The following is a 16,303-nucleotide window of genomic DNA, read 5'->3' as shown; positions in this document are numbered from 1 at the left end:
AGCGTTTGCCTGTCCAATGTTCGTCCATCTCTCTTCATACATTTTGAGATTGTCATGACCGACTAAAGTTCAATGTTTGTCGCCTTATTTGGCGACTAGTGAGTAATTTTCGCGATCAGCTGGCGTTGGTTCGCGAGGGTCATGCGGGCTTGGAGCGTCAGACCCGCCATGTAAGGCTGAAGCCGTTCAATCTCCCGCTCGGCCTCTGAGTACAAGCCGCAGTAGGCCAGAACAACGGCGTATTGCGCGCGTACATCCAAGTTCCGATTCAGCAGTCGGTTCTCCACGACCACCGGCATGACGTGCTGCTCAAGAATTTCACGCGCGCCCACGAAATCATGTCGACCGACGAACTCGTCGGCAAGGTCTTGCCCGACCCGTATGAGCGAGTCGATGGCGCCGGCCATGCTGTAGAACTTCATGGCATGGATTCGCGCGAAAGGCGCGAGCACGTGGAGCTTGTCGGCCACCATCGCCTTGAGTTCGAGCGCATCCGCGAGTCGCTTGATGTCTGCGTGATCAAGTCCCGGCTTGTTGATGAGCGCCCAGAGCGCGGCATTCTTTGCGCCAACGACCTGCTCGGGGCGAATGCCGAGAACCGCAAACGTCTGGTCGATCACCTGCTCGACCATCCCCATCGCGCTTTCGTAACGCTGAAGGCGAAAGAGCGCCGCTGCCGCGTTGTAGAGGAAGATGCGGCGGTGGACAGGTTTGTCCGGCAATCGGCTGTCCAACTCGCGAATCGCGCGGCGAACCCCCTCCTCGTCACCTTGATTCGAGTGGTGAAGCATGCGCTTCATCAAGAAGGACAGAACTTCGTCCTCACCGAGCACGCCGCTGTTGATCAATTGCTCCATCGCCGCCAACCTAGGCGCCAGACGATCCAGGTGCCCGAGCTTCATGTCCGAAAAGACAAGACCATCGAGCGCCCAATACCGCTGTTCCGGATCTGATCCGTCCTTGGCTATCAGCGCCTCTAGGCCGTGCCAGACCTCTATTGCAACGCCCATCTCGTGGAACATCTCTTCGCCGATGAGGTCTACCAGCGTCTTGACGTCTCCAGTGGCCAGCAGCAGCCGTGTGTAGAGCGAGAAGCGCGCCGTGTTGCGATCACGCTCGAACGCCTCAACCATCAGGTCCTTGAGGGCAATGCGAGCCCGTGACGCGACCTCTGAAGGCATGCCTGAAAGGTGCTGGCTCCCGATAACACGGATGGCGTCATGCAGTCGGATCTCCTTGTTGCCATAGATCTCCACGACCCCGGCGGCTCGCAATACCCGGATCACGCCAGCAACCACTCGCTCGTCCATCTCAAGGGCCGCGTCCAGAAGCTTGTTGATTTCGGCTGGAAGCAGGCCGATATCGGACAGGCTCAGCACTGCGATCGTCTGCTGCGCGCTGATGGGGAACGCGCCAAAAACCTTTGCCAATATGATCTCTTGCGTGGTCTGGGTCAGGTTGGTCAATGCGTCGACGGCGTCGCACATCTGTTCGATACGCCCTTCGTAGTCTTCACGAGCAATCGTGGCGGCACTCCTGACGAACAAAGGCATGCCAGCCGTCAGCGTCTTCAGACGCCCCATCGTGGCGGCATCCCCTCGACATCCCCAGCCGACAGCCGCCGCCGCAACATCGTCGACACCCCACCCATTCAGCGGCTCTCGCGCCAATCCCAGAAGGGCTTCTATCTCCGACAACGTCCCCAGCGGTTGCGCCAGAAGCACGAACCTCAGCGCCGACGTGACATCGACCATGCGCTTAATGCTCTCGGCCGAAACACGATGCACGTTGTCCAGCACAACGATCGACGAGAGTCCCTCGTGATTGAGATAGATGTCCAGCTGGCGCAGTGACTCGACGCCAGTGGCGCCCGGCAGCAATATTTTGCGCACCGCATCTGGGTCGGCGCCGGCCAACTTGGCGGCCAGCTCACGCACAAGCGAAATGGCGAGGGCTTCTCCCGGCGTCCCCGAGCAGTCGAAGTAGGCGCAGTTACTGCTGCTGAAGGTGGCCGCTTGTGACGCCCACGCGGTCTTCCCTGCGCCCGAGAAGCCGGAAACGATCCGGACCCGGGAACTCGAGTCGAGTTGAGGTTCGTTCTCCTGCGGGCGGTACTGTTCGGGCGGCGCAGGGAAGTCCTGCAGCTGGATCAGAATCTGGTCGAGCATTGACGGCAAATCCGCAATCACAAAGGTGTGATCCGCGTGGGGCGCTTCCCCGGCAGCCGCAGCCTGGACGCGGCCAGCCAGTTTCCACACAAGGGAATCAGGCGCCAGCATGGCGAGTGGCACTGTCGCGGCTCGATCGACGCACCATGCGACTGCCTCATCGATGTCCGCCCAAGCCGGCGGAAGTTGACCAAAGTCGCCAGAACGCACGCAACCTGGCCAGAAGATCTCAACGTCGTCCGCCAGCTTTCCAGTCTCGACCTGTTCAACCAAGGATGGCCCCAAGGCGCGGTTGACGACCACCACGAATGTTGCGCGGCCCCGGCGGCGGCCCTGCTGGTGCTCATCTCGCAGGGCATTGAATCGATCTATCGTCGCTCTGATGTCGGCCGGCATAATCGGCCGGCTGCGCGTCTTGACTTGGATGTAGATGCGCCCCGCCGGTGTGAGGAGCTCGATATCCTCGTCGCGCTCGACCACCACGGAAGTCACGCCGATCTGCCCTGAAGTAAGAAGACACGAGGCGGCATATAAATGCTGATATAGGAAGCCGCGGTGCACCGCCTCAATGCGAATCTCTTGGGCTGGATCGAGCGTCGGGGTATGGGTCATATGAGCAAGACGACTTGGTTTCGGGCCTCGCAGGGTGCATTCGCCAGCGGTAGCTGATCGCCCCGTCTGGGATGCAATACCCACCCTGCCCTCTGCTAACGGTGGAGCGAGCCTACAAGTAATTCTGGGGCTCACCGGCCGGCGCACGTCAACAGACAACGGACCGATGCGCTAGAAGGCCGCCTTCCTGGGGCGGCTCTAGTCTATATTAGACGGTTTCAAATCCAAAATGGCGCGGGGCAACGATTCAGCGCCTTACCCAGGGGGCCGACGGATGGCAGGACAACGATTGACGGGCGCAGCCGCGCAAGCCGAGGCCATGAGAGCGCTGGCCCATTCGCGAGCTGGCATCGAATCGTCTCTGGCGCCCTTTGAGCCAAAAAGCACATTCGAGGTCTGGTTCTCGACCTTCCGCGGCATCGAAGAGCTAATCAACCTGCCGGGAGAACTGCGTGGGGAGCCGCTCCTCGAAGAGATTGTGGGTTTGGCCCTACTTGAAATGGGTGCCGTGCTCCAGGCATTGCCATCCATCAAAACAGGCTTGGAGTTCCGCTTCTCCCGTTTGGTAGCACAGCGGCTGATGCGCACGCTCGTTCAACCTTGTCGACTTGAATCGGATCGAGGCCGACGTGCGAAGGTTTGTTCGCTACAACGGCTTCCTTGACCAAGCCTACCGGAAGGCTCTCGAGAAGGAGCGCGGCCGCGAGCACGTGCTCCTGAGTGGGATTTTCTTTACGAGATGAACGAGCGCGGCTACAGCGCGGAGGAAATAGCCGATACTGCTAGCTCCGGCGCTGCGCCTTGGGAATGGGAATACATAGACAGAGAGTGGGTCGATTCTCAGCTTGAAGATGCCCCAGAAGATGATGCTCTCCCTGTTGAGTCAGGCACGCGCTTCCAGAGCAGAGATGGATTTCCCTTTAGCACTCTCAAGCAAACAGAGATTTTCTACGATCTAGTTGATTGCGCTACACGCCACTTCGAGAACACGGGCAGGTACTTACAAATATGGGGAGAACTCGGAGAGATCTACGCTGAAATCAATTTCGGGCTTCGCCGTCATGGTACGCATGAAGCCGGCTCTGATGGCACAATTTCCGGAAAGCTTGTTGAGGTAAAGACTATCTCGCCAGAGAAAACCAGCGACCGTGTACTGGTTAAGAGCCAAGGAAACTTCGAGCAGTTGCTCATCGTTCGCATTGATCGAGATTTCCAGTTCCAAGGCAAACCTGGAGCGCGAAGTGTGGTGGAGACACTTACTGACCAAAGGCGGCATCGAAGCGGGCCCTTCGTTCGACGGTAGTTTTCCCAAATTCATTCGGCCACGACTCACTTTCACTTCGTTGAAAGTATCATCCCCGAGTTGCCGGTAGCGTTACAACCAGGCGCACCAAATCTTTCTGAGATCGCGTTCCTGTTTTCGATAACGCCGCTTGCAGTTGGGTTTTTACAGTAGTCCTCTTCAAGCCTTCGTGAGCAGCATATCCGTCGATAGTTTCACCATGCGACAAGGCGCGGACTAAACGCGCCTCCGCAGGAGTCAGCCGAAAAAAATCCATGAGTTGCTGGACGGTCGCGATTCGTTGACCGCTATTCGCGGTGACAACGGCGAGCAGTGCTGCGCGGTTGGTTGGTATCGGAATGGCTTGCTCGCCCTCCAAGGCTATCAACGTAAGGCAGCAATGCTCCGGCCCGCCGCTTACCCCAAGATTTACATTGCTTGGCTTGGCCTCGGCCACAGCTCGGCGAATTGCTGACTGCAAGCAAGCATTTCTGTCGGCATCGTTGGCGCGTAGCCGACCTTGTGCTTCATGAAACCACGTTCCCGCGCGTAGAAGGGCCATGCCGCGCCGATTCGCCCATAACACCTGTCCGGACGATGAAAGGGCAAGTGTCGCAAGGTGGGATACCTCAAATATCGTTTCTCCAAATCCGATTTCATCCCTCAATTTCTGGAAATAAAGCATCAGGCGTAGTGACCGTCGCAAATGAGGCAGCAGACGCTCCAGGCTTTCAGCCTCTTGGTTCTGGAATGCACTGTGTCCCTTGTAGCGCTGAAAGCCGATCATGATCATTTGCTCGCTTTCCTCGACAAGATCGCCGGAACCGAGCAAATAGCGAAGCCCAACCTGTGGTAACAGATAGTCCTGAAAAAACTCATCACGACTGACAAAACGGGTGTCGAAATACTCATTGCAGTTAAGCAACTGACCAGGTGCCTGCGTCAGGGCAAGTTGCCGTCGCGGGTCAATCTGCGCGTAGTGGGCTGCATAATCGGGCCCGACATCATCCGGCAATCCAGTGGAGATGCTAAGCAAAGGAATGCCGGTGCTCCGACTCCAACCCACCAAATGGCAGGTGTCTCCATCGAGCAAGGCCGTCATGGCCGCAAGCGCATCCTGCGTTTGTGCCGGTGCAACGGCAGATTCATAGATCAATCCCAGTGCACGGTCGTATGCAGCCTCTCGATCCATGGCGGAAACTCCTATGTCTTTTGACGGGATAAGCAGAATCCAGGCAAGCACAAATTGAATAGCATCATTCGTTTGGATGATGATTTCTTCCCCGAGTTCCCTCAAAGTCCAGCAAGCAGGAGATAGGGCTTGCACGAATCGCGATAGGAAGCAGTCTAGCGATTTGGTGAGCTTCGGCCTATGTAGCCCGTCCAAAAGCCGCGGTTTGTTTGCGTTGCGGCTGCTCTGGGCGAGGCGAGCGTTTAGTTCCAGTGCTTTTCTTGGAGAGTCGCCACTTGAGCGTCAGATTACGTACCAGAGACTACAGGTCAAGGATCTGTTCATCTTGCTCAGCAATGCTCGGCCGGTCGAGGTCGGGGAGTTCATGCATTGGTAACAACGCTCAAGAAGTGCCTCACTTGGGCCATTTCCATCAACTTAAGTTTGACCCACGCTGTTTGTATATTGCTTATTCTCGGCTAAGGGGAGTGCTTCCGCAGTCGGCCAGAAGCGGTCCTTTAATCACTAACAAGTTCAGTCTTGACGGATTATGCGAAGAATTCAATGGGTAGCGGCCATGGCGGGAACGATATTGAAGCGGGTCAGCGAGCAAGCGGCGGCGATGGCGGCACGGCCCATACTGGTGAGGTAATAGCGATAGGTATGCGCGACTTTCTTGATCATTCCAAGCACATGAAGGCGTTTGAGTTGTCGCGACATGGCCGACGGGGTTATTTGCAAGTGCGTCAGCAGATCGGCGCGACGCCAGCCGTGGATGTTGAACTTGCCGAGTTGCAAGGTTCGCAGCAGGGTTTGCTCGGCGGCATCGAAGAAGTTCAAGCCCTTGACGCTGGGATCGGTACCGACGCGCGGCTGACTCAATCGCTGCAAATCGCGTTCGCCCGCGCTGGGGTCGTCGAGACTGGACAGGAACGCCAGGTAGCGCTGATTGCAGCCGAGCAGGATTTCACGCAGATCGATCAGGCTATAGATGGTCTTCTTCAGCGGCGCCAGCTTGCACGTGACGTGCCGATCCTTGTGTTCCACCTTTCGGTGGTGCTTGAAAAAGCTCAGGTCATTGATGGTGGTCTCCACCCGCAGCACACGGGAGAACTTGTCATACACTTTGATGCCGGCCGCGCCCATGTAATGCTTGATGCAGCGCCCCTCGATGCGGGTGGACAGTCGCGAACCGATCTCCTGGGCCAACTGCGGCGTGACCTTCTTGCCCAGGAAACCAGACACTCGGTCGGCGTTGGCCGCGAGCACGGCTTGGCGCGAGATGGCGTCATACAGCTGCACCAAGATGTGCTCGCTGCGAAACATCAGGTCGGTGGAGTACTCGGCCTGGCGGATGCTCCAGTGGTAGGCCTGGCCAAACACGTCAAGTACGGGGCACAGCCACTGCGCGTAGCGATCCAGTCGCCGATGCAATACATCCGGGCTGAACGCTTCGGCCAATGCCTGCGCCCGCTCAATGTCGGCGACACGCAGGAAAGCATTGTCTGCCTGCGTGTAATCGACACCCTCGCGTTTGAGCGCTATCGCCAAGGCGCTGTGGCCATTGCAGTAGAACTGCAAGCCGAACGGCGCCCAGGTGGGCACGCGCAGGTAGCACAAGCCGAGTTCTTCATCGATGAAATAGAAGTAGTAGTGCATGCACTTGCCCTGATCGTGGCGCAGATAGGTCTTGCCGCTGGCCTTGTTGTGCCAAGGCTTGTAGCTCGGGCACGCTTCCATGGCCGACAGGACGTGCACCAGTCCAGGCGCATCGCCACGTCCGGCGAGCACGCGCGCCACCAACTCTTCCTTGCGAATGTGGCTTTTGCTCACATGCTCGATCTCAATGCCCGCCGCCGCGCAGGCCTCCCGCGCCCGCTCCCGGATACGCTCTCGAAGCGGTTCGGCAAATCGCGGACAGTCAAAGAGACGGATATCGTGTGCGTACAGAAAGCTCGTCATTCCGTCCGCGTAGCAGGCGCCGGGCAGCGTCCCCTTGATGATGATTCGATCAAAACAGGACAACACGCCATGAAGATTCGCCGCATAGCGCTCTTCCAATGTCGTCTTAGCCATGGCCAATCTCCACATCATTGGTCAGGCGCTAATCGTAACCCCTGTTTGGTTCCGGCTCGTCCGGCTTAGGATATTGCTCTTATGCAGCCACTCAAGCGTTCTGAAGGTGCGGTGATAGTCTATATTTGGAAGTGCTGCTTTTCGCGTTCTATTTAATACTGTATGAATCCAGCTATTGATCACCTCAAGGCCTTTTTTGAAGAGGCTTCCAGCGCAATCGGTGGCGTCGAGTTACGCAGCAAAGCTGTTTCCCGATAGCAAAGTTAGGCCGCTCTGCCGAGGCTGGTTGCCGATTTACGTTCTTTTCCTCAACACAGGAGATGACATGGCTACGATTCCTGATATCTCAACTGCGCAGCTCTTGGCATGGGATGAATACAAAGATAAAACACCAGATCAGGCTCTGCTATCAATATATTCGCATATTGAACAAGAATCCAAGGAGATGTGCTCGTGGTATTGGTCGAGCATCGGTACAAAGAGAAATACATCGTTAATAGTTAGGGGGATCGCCTTCATACTTCTCGTGCTTGGCACGACTTTGCCTGTTCTTTCTGCTTTGTTTGAAATGGCGGATCATAAACTTGCGTTAACGCAAGTCGGAGCGGCAATCTTAGTGGCAGCGGCACTATTCACCCTTGCAGACCGAATCTTCGGATGGTCGAGCGGCTGGATGCGATATATCGCCACTGTTACTACGATGGAAAATTTGACGCGTGCATTTGAACTGGAATGGGCTAGCTATATTGTTTCTAAGAACACGCCGCTGGAAAATGCAGATGTGGAAGTACTCTTTGAATTGGCTAGAACACTAGAAACAGAGCTAACCAAACTTCAGGCAGAAGAAACTACTAAGTGGATAGCGGAATTCAATACCAGCATTTCTCTTCTTGAATCTATGATTAAGTCTCAGCGCGAAGAGACTGATAGAAAACTTGACGCAATTCGAACCAACCTTACAAGTCAAGCGTCTAGTGCCCAAGCAAATGAGAAGGCAAAGCAACCAGGTGCGATTGAGGTCGCGTTTGTTTACAAGGCCGAGCCAAAAAAAGTCAGAATTGCTATTGACTCCAATCCAACTGTGGAATTCCTTGGATATTCATGGTCAGAACTCAACGTCTTGCCTGGTCAGCACAAGCTTACAGTGGAAATCATGTCTGACCCACCGCAAATGATAACCAAAGTTATTGATGTCCAGGCTGCAACAACCGCGCGCACAACCATTACTTTGACTATATAGAAGTACCGACCGGAGCGGCCCTAACGATTAAGGTTAGATCGTGATCGCGAAGCGAGCCACGATCTGAACCGGGTGTTGGACGAGTCCAACTGCTCGCTCAATTTTCAAAAAGGAGAAGTAGATGAATTTTGACTACCCTGCAAAAGTAATCTCCTTCAATGGATACGGACCAGACAACTACATAGGAACTGGGACATCAGGGCCAGATGATCCAGCGTTCGCGAAGCGAATTCTTTGCGAAGGCGATTCGTGGTTTTCAATTGGAGCGATACCGTCGAGCAATTTGCTTTTCCCTCTGCGGTTTGAGCATGGCACTCTGTTGGTAAACTTGGCGCAACCTGGCGACACAATCAAGAATATGTCGTCAATATGCTCAAATCCCACCCTGCATCAACTTATTGCAGAAAAGAACTTCTCCACCAAGTGGGATGCCATATTCATCAGCGGTGGCGGCAACGATCTGATCGACCTTGCAGATCAGATAATTTGTACTCCGTCTGACGGAGCGGGTAAGCATATGCTCGATTACATAAATGCAATTGAGTTAGCCAATATGAAACTTAGGGTTCAACATGGGTTCTTCAAGATTGCCGAAATGAGAGATGGTACCGATAACGCCGTGACGCCAATCGTCACTCATGTGTATGATTATCCAACACCACGGAATGCAAAAGCCAAGTTTCTAGGCCTCAAAATTGCTGGTCCGTGGTTATACCCTGCGCTCAAAGGAAATGATGTGCCGGAGGAATTCTGGATTTCTCTGACGGATTACATCTTCGAGTCATTGGCATCAGCGCTTATTGAACTTTCATACAAGATTGAGAATTTTTACGTTGTATCGGCTACACGTGAAACTCTCATAAGAGCGAGACTTGGGACCACAGGCGAAGACGGAGATTGGCTCAATGAAATTCACGCGACTGCCAGCGGATACAAGAAACTGGCCGATGTAATTTCTGCCGAGTTCGTCCACATTCTGAAATGAAATCCAATCTCGTTCAAGGTGAACGTCGCAGTAAATATGGCTATTATCTTCGCAGAGGTCTATGCCCTTGAGTATAACAATATATTCGCATTAACTAACTGGACGATTCAGGGAACTCACGAAGCTTGTAGTAATTATTAGCTTGATACTGTCGTTGAGTATCGCACCTGAAAGACTGGTCGAAATCATCAAAGGTTTCGTCCCGTCGCTTGATCACGCGAATGACGATCCGGTTGTAGAGGGAAGAGGACGTTCATATTTGCAAATAATTGCCATCTTGTCGGGAATAGTAACGTCGTATCTCGCGCGTGACTTTTTGCCGCTTGAGGTTGCGAAAGTGCCAGAGGGTATGGCGGTTATCTGTCTAGGATTACTCGCTAGCGGTGGTTCTGTCCTAAGGAACGGAGCGACCTCTTATACCGGCAACAGACGTCGAAATGCTTCTCGTTGAAGCTTGGTCGCAACGAATTGTAAAGGAAAGTTCCATGCCGGCGCAATTTCAAGAAGTTACAGACCCGGTGCGCCGCAATGGGGAGCAATCCGGCCGTAACCTTGTCGTCTGCTGTGACGGTACTGGCAACATCTGGAAACCCGGCCTGGACAAGACCAATATCGCCAAGCTGTTCGAAGCGCTTGAAAAATCGAAGGGTCAGATCACCTATTACGATCCTGGCGTGGGTACACCCGACGGAGCTCTCGCTGGCGATGAAGGTGGCGGCATTCCTTACCGCGACACTCTGCGTCGCCTGGGAGGCTTAGCGTGGGGTGACGGCGTTTGGACGAATGTCGCTGAGACTTACACGTTTCTGCTGCGCAACTATCAGCATGGCGACCGGATTTTCCTCTTCGGATTCTCTCGGGGTGCTTTTACGGCTCGTGCCGTATCCGGGCTGGTCTACATGTTCGGTTTGCTTCGGGAAGCGCACGAGAATTTGATTCCATCGATCCTCCGCGTCTATCGTTGCAAGCAACCGTCAGAGCGATCGAAAGCCGAGAGGGCAAGAGCCGCCAAGGAGTTCAAGATAAACTTTGCCCGACAGTTCTCCACCAGCAATGGTGCTTCCACGCAACACGTTCCCATTCACTTCATTGGCTGCTGGGACACCGTTGAGTCGGTCGGTATTTGGCAATTCCTTGGCGCAACAATTACCAGCGACCCCGCCGTCAAGCCAGGTTTTCATCACTTACGTCATGCGCTGGCATTGGACGAGTTACGTTGGCCCTTTAAACCTCGCCCTTACACTCCCCCCGCGGGATCTTCCCCCGATGCAAGCCGGAGTTTCAAACAGGTCTGGTTTCGCGGCGCCCATTCGGACATCGGTGGTGGCTATCGGGAGTCCGGTTTATCCAACATCACCCTGCACTGGATGGTTCGGGAATCCCATGCCCATGGCCTGCACATCGATCTGAAGCAACTCGAAGCGCGGCACATAACCAACCCATTCGACGTAATGCACGATCAGATTGTCGCCATGCCAGCTTGGGTACTGGCAGGAATGTTCCACCGCGACTTTATTGGCGAAATGCAAATTCACGAATCCGTCTATCTGCGTGATAGTCGAGAACCGAATTGTGGACAGTCAATTCCCCGAGACGCGACTCCCGCAGAAACACTTCGTACAGTCGAAATCTATGGAACCAACGGATCGCAAAACGAGATAGAGGAGCGCGAAGTTCCCACCGTCCCATCATCCCCCCATGTGCAGCCAAAAAAGCAATCCTATCCCTGCTGGTTTCTGCCAACTTTAGTAATCAGTGGCCTGGCAACCTTCACCCTGCTCGTCGTCAGTCGGGGGGCGGGATTTACGCTGGCAACACACTTCCAATTTGGCTTCAAGCGTGGGTTATTTTTCCAACTCGGCGCAGCCTTGGCCAAATGGCAGTCGGAATTTTTCGTTAATGTGGCGTTTCTCTTGTTCGTTGATACGCTGTTAATCGCCGTTTATTCAGTATTTTCCACATTGCTGCTAGTCGCGCTTCTGCGCTGGCGTAGCGAAAGAAAAGGTTACCCAAGCCCGACTTTGGGAAAACTCGCATGCATTCTGGGTCTGGGGCTGCCAATTTCCGACCTTACAGAAAACTGGTTGACGTTCAAGGCTCTCGATGCTTACCTCCTACGCGACACCGGCGCACACTGGATTGCACCTAGCTTATTGGAAGGCGCTTATTCACTGGGGACGACCTTTGCTGCTACCGCCAAATTTTGTTTCTTGGGATTGCTGATAGCGATAATGTTTTATTGCCTGATGACGGGGCTCTTCGGGTGTTTTTCACGTGATGAGCGTATGTGCTCTATAGATAGTGGAGAACCGTCGTGAGCTGCGTTCCTAGCCTCCTTGCCAATGTCAACCCAGCAACTCTTAAAAGCTGGTTGGAAATCGTCGGCTTGTTGCTTGGTACTGCGTTTATTGCCTGGAAGATATGTGTTGGTTGGTTTGCAGCGAATCTTAGTTTGTCCATTTCTTCGGAGCGCGTCGCAAAGGATGAGAGAAACGATTTCCTTGCTCTCACCGTTACCCTCGACAAGGGGACGACCGACTCGGTCTATCTAAAAGATGTTTCTTTGCGTCTCACTGTAGACGGAGAGAAGGAGCGCTCAGATCGAATCAATGGATTTGAACGCCTGCCGACGGAAGGCGACCGATTGCGTTGGCCTACTGCTGGAAGAGCGTCAGAGGCAATTGCGCCCGAGCACCTTTTGGCGCAAGGGGAATCACTTCAGCTTGCCGAAGTCTATCAGGTACCTTCCCATCTTCCCGCAACGGTCGAGGTTGCAGTTTTGGCACAACGAGCATTTTATAGACCGTTTCAGTGGCGGGCAGTCCATATTTCGTTGCCAAGATCGGACAGAAAAGAAGTCAAACCGTAATGAGCTGCCGTGCGTCAGACGCAAGTTTCTAGTCTGCTTATTGCTCCGGCCATTCATGGCAATGCCATATTTCCAGTTGCCACTGATCATGGTGCCTGGAGAAAACGCGAAGGTGACGCAGATGTTGTTCGGAGTCGTCGGACTGCGTCATCGCGTTGGCAAGAGTAACAAGGACATGACGGCCTATTGGCGTTATCGCGATCTTCTTGGTGACGACCGACCGTGGCGGTGTGGATTGTTTCAACTGTTCCAGCACTCCGTCAGTGCCCAGCTTGCCGCGTACCGGTTCGCCGGCGCGATAGTGCAGAAGCCGCTCAGACAGGGCTTCGGCCGGAAAATTGGCGACGCCCGGCCCGATGTTGCCGGGATCATCAATCCTAGCGTTGAGCGCAATCAGCTCGGTTCGCCACACAGAATTCTCCGTCATGCTGTCAGGCAATTTGTACTCGCGAGCGTGATCTAAGTACAGTGCTTGTTTGAGCGATGGCAGGGCGAATTCTTCGGCAGCTTTCGCATCGATCGATGCCGGTGCGTCGGACTGCTTGTCCCAATACGTGGTGTGCGCCGCTGGCGTGAACCGACGCCAGCCGGTGGATTTCACCGGGACGTCGCTGATACCGGGGCCGAACACCGTCGCCAGCGGACCACCCACCAGATCGCCGCAAAGGCCACCGTAGGCCGGAAAGTACATATTGGTCCAACGCGTCACGGCGAAGCAGGCGGCGTGGTGTAACAGCAGCGGATTGAATTTGCGCTTGCCCGCGGTATCGATCGCCTGGTCTGCGGAATAGACATAGCGTTTGCCGTCCTTGACCGGCGGACAGGTTGGCAATTCACGTTGCCACTTGCGCGCGGCAAACTCGGCATCGCTGCGCGCCAGCAGCATCATGCCGTGCGCCAGTGGGCTGCCGAGTGTGATGAAATCGGTGACACGCCAGCCGTTGCCCCAGTAGCACTGTTCCTTCCAGCACGCGAATTGGGCTGAACGGTAGGCATGCTGCAGCGCTTGCCGCAATGGCTGGGTCGAATCGTCTTTCGGGAGATCCTGTAGCGTTTCGCCGATGGCAGACAGCGCATCGCGTGCGACAGGTTGTGGCCGCAGATTGCTGGCAAGCAGCTGATCCAGCACTGCCTCCTTGCTTTGAAAGTCGTAAACGCTGTTGAAGTCGCGCCACAGCGCAGTGAGGATGTCATAGCCAATGACGCTGCCCAGGCTGTGACCGACGACGACAATTCGGTCGTATTCTCCTGATTCATGCAATCGCCGCAGCAAGGACACGCCATCGGCGCGTATGCGTTGGCGCATGGCGATGTTCTCTGGCGATGGGCTGAGGTAACGTGCTGCGTCACCCGCGTAATAGAGGAGGAAGCCTTGAACCCCACTGAGTAGCAGGGCAAGCAGTACTGAGATGGGCGTGTAGGGCAAGCGATCCTGGTTGGCCTCCATGAAATGGGCGACAGCTCCGCTGGCGATCGCGATCACGAGGCCGGTCAACAGAATCCACGACAGCCACCAGATCGTGCGCAAGCCGGACGGCACGTTGCACGAGCGCCGCAGCAGCAGGTCCAGCAACCACTGTGTCAGGTGCCGGAATTTGGTGTCGGTAATCTGGTACGCCCAGTAGTATTCGAAGAAGTGAATCTTGTTACGCCCCACTGCCTGTAGGCGACGCAGTTCGAAGGATTCAGACATCGGGTCGGGCTTGCTCCAGTACTGCTCACCGTCGTTCACCGATGGTGGCAGTACCGACTCGACGAAGCCGCGAACGGTGTCCATCGGCTTTTGCTCGCCGATGCCGTGAATCAACACGACCGCCTGCTTCATATCAGATTCTCCATCAGAGTTCGCGCATAGCCGCCCGACATTACGCCGGCACTGTCACCTGGTCAATGCTAAGCGAAAGCGTTCGCATTCTCGGCGGATTGTAGTGTTGTTCTGCGCGGAACTACACTTGGGCCTTTTCATTTTGTCTCTCACTCCAATGTCCGTTTACGTAACTGTTGAATGACTGGAGAGGGCACAGAGTGTGAGTTGGGGAGTTCGAGAAGCTGCCGCTCGGATTTGTCTCGCCAGAATTTTTCTGGTGAATTGACGGACGGCGGCAATGCGCATTGCTGCTGCCGCTCAAGCAGCAAGCGCCCAATGGCCGCAGTGGCCGACTTGTTGCCTGTTGTCATCAGCATGAGGCGGCTCCTCGGCCATTGCGGCCATTGAGGCCACATACGAAGGACGCCCGTTGTGTGGAGATAACCAGCCACTCAGTGCTCAAGGGCAGTTGGTTACTTCGGACGCATGGGTGAGTGTGCCGGTCACGGCACCGAGGGTGCAACTTACTCGACCGGCTCTCGGGACTCATCCCGCCACCGAGACGGCATCGACAGCGCCAACACGGCGTGCTCGCACCGAATTCCCCATACCGGCCAGCCGTGGCGGCGCTGGCCGGCACTTCAAAGCATAGTCCGTTCGCGCCGACTTAGCGCGCGCAGCAAAGTTGCAAACAGCTCGTCAGGGAGAAATGGCTTGATCAGGAAATCGGTCATCCCTACGGCAAGGCACTTTGCCTTATCTTCGGCAAATGCACTGGCCGTCATGGCGATGATCGGCACATCCCGGCAACCGGGCAGAATACGAATCTGCTGCGTTGCTTCCAATCCATCTACGTTTGGCATCTGCATGTCCATTAAGATCGCCGCGTAGTCACCCTTCCGCGCCTTTGCGACGGCCTCGGCGCCATCCCTGGCCGCATCCACGACCAGATCGACCGCTTCCAGTTGTATCCTGGCAATTTCCAGATTTATCGGCTCGTCGTCCGCGATCAGAATGCGGTGGGCGAAATAGTGTTGCTGGATCAGCCCTTCTGCATCGGTGTTCTCTGTCGATGCGGCTGCGATCACCTCTGCACCCTTCTTCAGCCTCACGGCGGCCCAGAAGGTGCTGCCGACTCCGGGTGAACTCTCGACACCGACATCGCCGCCCATCAGCATGGCAATGCGCTTGGAAATGATCAGGCCCAAACCGGTGCCGCCGTACTGGCGGGTCATGGAATCGTCGGCCTGAGTAAAGGCGTGGAACAGTCGGGCTCGCTGTTCGGGGGCGATGCCGATGCCCTGGTCGCTGACATCGAGGCGTAGCACCACACTCGACGCTTCTTGCTCCACCAGACTGGCATGCACGCCGATCTGCCCGTGCCCGGAGAACTTGATGGCATTGCCGATGAAATTGATCAGTATCTGCTTCAGACGAAAGGAATCTCCGCACAACAGATCGGGCAGAATCGGGGAGATGTCGCGGGACAGGGACAGACCTTTGGCATGGGCTACGGCATCGTGCATCTGCAAGATTTCGTCAATGACTTGCACGAGCGAGAAGTTCTTCTCTTCCAGGGTCAACCGGCCGGATTCGATCTTCGAGAGGTCGAGAATGTCGTTGATGACAGATAGGAGATGCTGCGCGGCTCCCTTGCTCTTGTTGAGCCAATCGATCTGCCGGGAATCGGTGGCGAGCTTCAACGCCAGGTCGATCATGCCCATGACGCCGTTCATCGGCGTGCGCAGTTCATGGCTCATGTTGGCCAGGAAGACGCTCTTGGCGCGATTCGCGGCTTCGGCGGCATCACGGCTTTGCGCCAATTCTGCCGTGCGGGCCAGGACGAGTTGCTCAAGGTGCGCATTGATGTTGGCAAGCTGTTGCATGGCCTTGTTGGTTTCGGCCTGCGCCTCTCTCAGGCTTTCGTTCTGCATCTCCAACTCGATCTGGTGCACTTGCAGTTCGTGGAGCAATCTCTGCTGTTCGCCTGCGGCCAGTGGCGGCCCCTCGGGCGTCTGTGCCAGCTTGCTCTCGGCTCGCCGACGCAAGTCGGGATCAGTCGGTTTCCTGTCGTTGGTGGTCATCAGCCTTCC

At 55.5% G+C, this 16,303-nt stretch carries 12 protein-coding genes; 6 read left to right on the top strand and 6 right to left on the bottom strand.

The features are described 5' to 3' along the window. Window positions 1-95: 95 nt before the first annotated feature. Window positions 96-2,651 carry a P-loop NTPase family protein gene (locus PROAA_RS18220; protein ID WP_186412710.1) on the bottom strand — a complete coding sequence of 852 codons (2,556 nt, stop codon included), beginning with the start codon at window positions 2,649-2,651 and terminating at the stop codon, window positions 96-98. A 403-nt stretch (window positions 2,652-3,054) separates the two neighbouring features. Here PROAA_RS18220 and PROAA_RS18215 point away from each other — a divergent pair, with 403 nt between their 5' ends. Together PROAA_RS18215 and PROAA_RS18210 are read left to right on the top strand one after the other, a co-directional pair. Continuing rightward, a complete protein-coding gene (locus tag PROAA_RS18215; protein WP_186412709.1) occupies window positions 3,055-3,444 on the top strand; it encodes a hypothetical protein in 390 nt (129 codons plus the stop codon). Between the two features lie 75 nt (window positions 3,445-3,519). Further along, the gene (locus PROAA_RS18210; protein ID WP_222102363.1) at window positions 3,520-4,083 is read left to right on the top strand and encodes a hypothetical protein; all 564 of its coding nucleotides are present in this window, start codon (window positions 3,520-3,522) and stop codon (window positions 4,081-4,083) included. Between the two features lie 49 nt (window positions 4,084-4,132). On the opposite strand, the gene PROAA_RS18205 is transcribed toward PROAA_RS18210, so the two are convergent. Together PROAA_RS18205 and PROAA_RS18200 are read right to left on the bottom strand one after the other, a co-directional pair. Continuing rightward, window positions 4,133-5,254: a helix-turn-helix transcriptional regulator gene (locus PROAA_RS18205; protein WP_186412708.1), complete on the bottom strand. Its 1,122-nt coding sequence runs from the start codon at window positions 5,252-5,254 to the stop codon at window positions 4,133-4,135. A 540-nt stretch (window positions 5,255-5,794) separates the two neighbouring features. Further along, entirely contained in the window at window positions 5,795-7,309 is a 1,515-nt protein-coding gene (locus PROAA_RS18200; RefSeq protein WP_186412707.1) for a MarR family transcriptional regulator, read from the bottom strand. A 325-nt stretch (window positions 7,310-7,634) separates the two neighbouring features. Between PROAA_RS18200 and PROAA_RS18195 the strand changes: the two genes are divergently transcribed. From PROAA_RS18195 to PROAA_RS18180, 4 genes are all read left to right on the top strand, one after another. Then, complete coding sequence (locus PROAA_RS18195) at window positions 7,635-8,549, top strand: DUF4231 domain-containing protein (RefSeq protein WP_186412706.1); 915 nt, start codon at window positions 7,635-7,637, stop codon at window positions 8,547-8,549. 121 nt (window positions 8,550-8,670) lie between these two features. Further along, window positions 8,671-9,534 carry an SGNH/GDSL hydrolase family protein gene (locus PROAA_RS18190; protein ID WP_186412705.1) on the top strand — a complete coding sequence of 288 codons (864 nt, stop codon included), beginning with the start codon at window positions 8,671-8,673 and terminating at the stop codon, window positions 9,532-9,534. Window positions 9,535-9,971: 437 nt separating this feature from the next. Then, a complete protein-coding gene (locus PROAA_RS18185; RefSeq protein WP_186412704.1) occupies window positions 9,972-11,852 on the top strand; it encodes a DUF2235 domain-containing protein in 1,881 nt (626 codons plus the stop codon). Continuing rightward, window positions 11,849-12,403: a hypothetical protein gene (locus PROAA_RS18180; RefSeq protein WP_186412703.1), complete on the top strand. Its 555-nt coding sequence runs from the start codon at window positions 11,849-11,851 to the stop codon at window positions 12,401-12,403. Before PROAA_RS18185 ends, PROAA_RS18180 begins: the two co-directional genes overlap by 4 nt. A 37-nt stretch (window positions 12,404-12,440) precedes the next feature. On the opposite strand, the gene PROAA_RS18175 is transcribed toward PROAA_RS18180, so the two are convergent. From PROAA_RS18175 to PROAA_RS18165, 3 genes are all read right to left on the bottom strand, one after another. After that, a complete protein-coding gene (locus tag PROAA_RS18175) occupies window positions 12,441-14,228 on the bottom strand; it encodes a hypothetical protein (protein WP_186412702.1) in 1,788 nt (595 codons plus the stop codon). 149 nt (window positions 14,229-14,377) lie between these two features. Next, on the bottom strand, window positions 14,378-14,587 hold the full coding sequence (locus PROAA_RS18170) for a hypothetical protein (RefSeq protein ID WP_186412701.1): 210 nt from the start codon (window positions 14,585-14,587) through the stop codon (window positions 14,378-14,380). Window positions 14,588-14,851: 264 nt separating this feature from the next. Further along, window positions 14,852-16,294 carry a response regulator gene (locus PROAA_RS18165; RefSeq protein ID WP_186412700.1) on the bottom strand — a complete coding sequence of 481 codons (1,443 nt, stop codon included), beginning with the start codon at window positions 16,292-16,294 and terminating at the stop codon, window positions 14,852-14,854. Window positions 16,295-16,303: the final 9 nt, after the last annotated feature.

It is taken from the genome of Candidatus Propionivibrio aalborgensis (genome assembly GCF_900089945.1).
In the GTDB taxonomy this organism is placed as follows: domain Bacteria; phylum Pseudomonadota; class Gammaproteobacteria; order Burkholderiales; family Rhodocyclaceae; genus Propionivibrio; species Propionivibrio aalborgensis.
Note: the sequence above shows the minus strand (reverse complement) of the source record. Positions and strands in the feature narration are given on the sequence as shown.

What these genes read in the sequence shown, in the direction of transcription:
- PROAA_RS18215 (WP_186412709.1), top strand. Translation starts at nt 3,055, where the DNA reads ATGGCAGGACAACGATTGACGGGCGCAGCCGCGCAAGCCGAGGCCATG.
- PROAA_RS18210 (WP_222102363.1), top strand. Translation starts at nt 3,520, where the DNA reads ATGAACGAGCGCGGCTACAGCGCGGAGGAAATAGCCGATACTGCTAGC.
- PROAA_RS18205 (WP_186412708.1), bottom strand. Translation starts at nt 5,254, where the DNA reads ATGGATCGAGAGGCTGCATACGACCGTGCACTGGGATTGATCTATGAA.
- PROAA_RS18200 (WP_186412707.1), bottom strand. Translation starts at nt 7,309, where the DNA reads ATGGCTAAGACGACATTGGAAGAGCGCTATGCGGCGAATCTTCATGGC.
- PROAA_RS18195 (WP_186412706.1), top strand. Translation starts at nt 7,635, where the DNA reads ATGGCTACGATTCCTGATATCTCAACTGCGCAGCTCTTGGCATGGGAT.
- PROAA_RS18190 (WP_186412705.1), top strand. Translation starts at nt 8,671, where the DNA reads ATGAATTTTGACTACCCTGCAAAAGTAATCTCCTTCAATGGATACGGA.
- PROAA_RS18185 (WP_186412704.1), top strand. Translation starts at nt 9,972, where the DNA reads ATGCTTCTCGTTGAAGCTTGGTCGCAACGAATTGTAAAGGAAAGTTCC.
- PROAA_RS18175 (WP_186412702.1), bottom strand. Translation starts at nt 14,228, where the DNA reads ATGAAGCAGGCGGTCGTGTTGATTCACGGCATCGGCGAGCAAAAGCCG.
- PROAA_RS18170 (WP_186412701.1), bottom strand. Translation starts at nt 14,587, where the DNA reads ATGCTGATGACAACAGGCAACAAGTCGGCCACTGCGGCCATTGGGCGC.
- PROAA_RS18165 (WP_186412700.1), bottom strand. Translation starts at nt 16,294, where the DNA reads ATGACCACCAACGACAGGAAACCGACTGATCCCGACTTGCGTCGGCGA.